1 protein-coding gene is annotated in these 1,583 nt (G+C 67.8%); it reads left to right on the top strand.

Annotated elements, in window-relative coordinates; translation table 11 throughout:
- The coding region (locus HNP55_RS23940; protein WP_184304927.1) for an amino acid adenylation domain-containing protein at window positions 1-1,583 on the top strand (1,583 nt) is incomplete at both ends.

The following is a 1,583-nucleotide window of genomic DNA, read 5'->3' on the forward strand; positions in this document are numbered from 1 at the left end:
TCAGGGAACGTATCCCGGCGACCGAGCGGCTGGAGGTGCTGGAGCTCGATGTGCTGGATCTCGGTGGTGAGCCAGAGCACGACCCCGATGTGGCGGTGCATGGGGAGAGCCTGGCGTACGTGATCTACACCTCGGGCTCCACCGGAAGGCCCAAGGGGGCGCAGCTGTGCCACCGCAATGTCGCCCGGCTGCTTGGCGCCACCGAGCGTTGGTTCCAGTTCGGTGCGCACGACGTGTGGACGATGTTCCACTCCTATGCCTTCGACTTCTCGGTATGGGAGATCTTCGGGGCGCTGTGCACCGGCGGGCAGCTGGTGGTGGTGCCGTACTGGGTCAGCCGCTCGCCGGAGGACTTCCTGCAGCTGCTGCGTCAGCGCCGTGTGACCGTGCTCAACCAGACCCCGTCGGCCTTCGGCCAATTGATGAACGTGCCGGGGTTGTATGACGAGCCTTTGGCCCTGCGCGCCGTGATCTTCGGCGGCGAGGCGCTCGACCCGAAACGGCTGCGGCCGTGGATCGAGCGCCAGGGCGACGAGGTTCCCAAGCTGATCAACATGTACGGCATCACCGAGACCACGGTGCACGTGACCTACCGGCCGATCACGCGGGAGGATCTTACGGGACAGCGTAGTCCGGTGGGGGGGGCCATCCCGGACCTGGGGCTGCGCGTGCTTGATGGCGCACTGAATCTCGTGCCGATTGGAGTCGAAGGGGAGCTGTATGTCGCGGGGGAAGGACTTGCGCGCGGTTACCTGAATCGCTCGGGCCTGAGCGCGGAGCGGTTCGTTGCCGACCCGTTCGACGGGTCGGGCGGCCGGCTGTATCGCACGGGCGATCTGGTGCGGTGGAACGGCGAGGGTCAGCTGGAGTACATGGGCCGGATCGACCACCAGGTGAAGGTGCGGGGCTTCCGAATCGAGCTGGGTGAGATCGAGGCGCAGCTGCTGGCGAAGGATGGGGTGCGCGAGGCGGTGGTGGTGGCCAGGGATGGGCCGGGAGGAGCGCGGTTGGTGGGCTACGTGTCGGCGGCCGCTGAGCAGGCGATCGATCCTGCCGCACTGCGCGAGCGGCTGGGCAGGCAGCTGCCCGACTACATGGTGCCCAGTGCGATCGTGGTGCTGGTGGCGCTGCCGCTCAATGCCAACGGCAAGGTGGACCGCAAGGCGCTGCCGGAGCCGGAGTTCGCGAGCGAGCGGGGCTACGAGGCGCCGCAGGGCGAGGCGGAAGAGGCGCTGGCGGCGATCTGGGCCGAGGTGCTGGGGGTCGAGCGGGTGGGCCGACACGACAACTTCTTCGAGCTGGGGGGAGACTCGCTCCTCAGCCTCAAGGTCGTATCCAGGGCCCGCGCGCGGGGTTTAGAGCTGACGCCCCGGCAGATCTTCGAGCACCAGAGTTTCGCCGGAGCGGCCAAGGCCAGCCAAAGCCTGACCGAGCGAGAAGTCATGGCCATACCTGTGCTGCCGGCAAGCAGCCGAGGCGGCCCGTTGGCCGCTTCCTACGCGCAGGTCCGCCAATGGTTTTTGTGGCAGTTGGACCCTGGGAGCACGGCATACCACCTCAGTGGTGCGCTGCGGCTGCGCGGT

Origin of the sequence: Roseateles oligotrophus, assembly GCF_014204525.1 — a bacterium.
Taxonomy (GTDB): domain Bacteria; phylum Pseudomonadota; class Gammaproteobacteria; order Burkholderiales; family Burkholderiaceae_C; genus Paucibacter_A; species Paucibacter_A oligotrophus_A.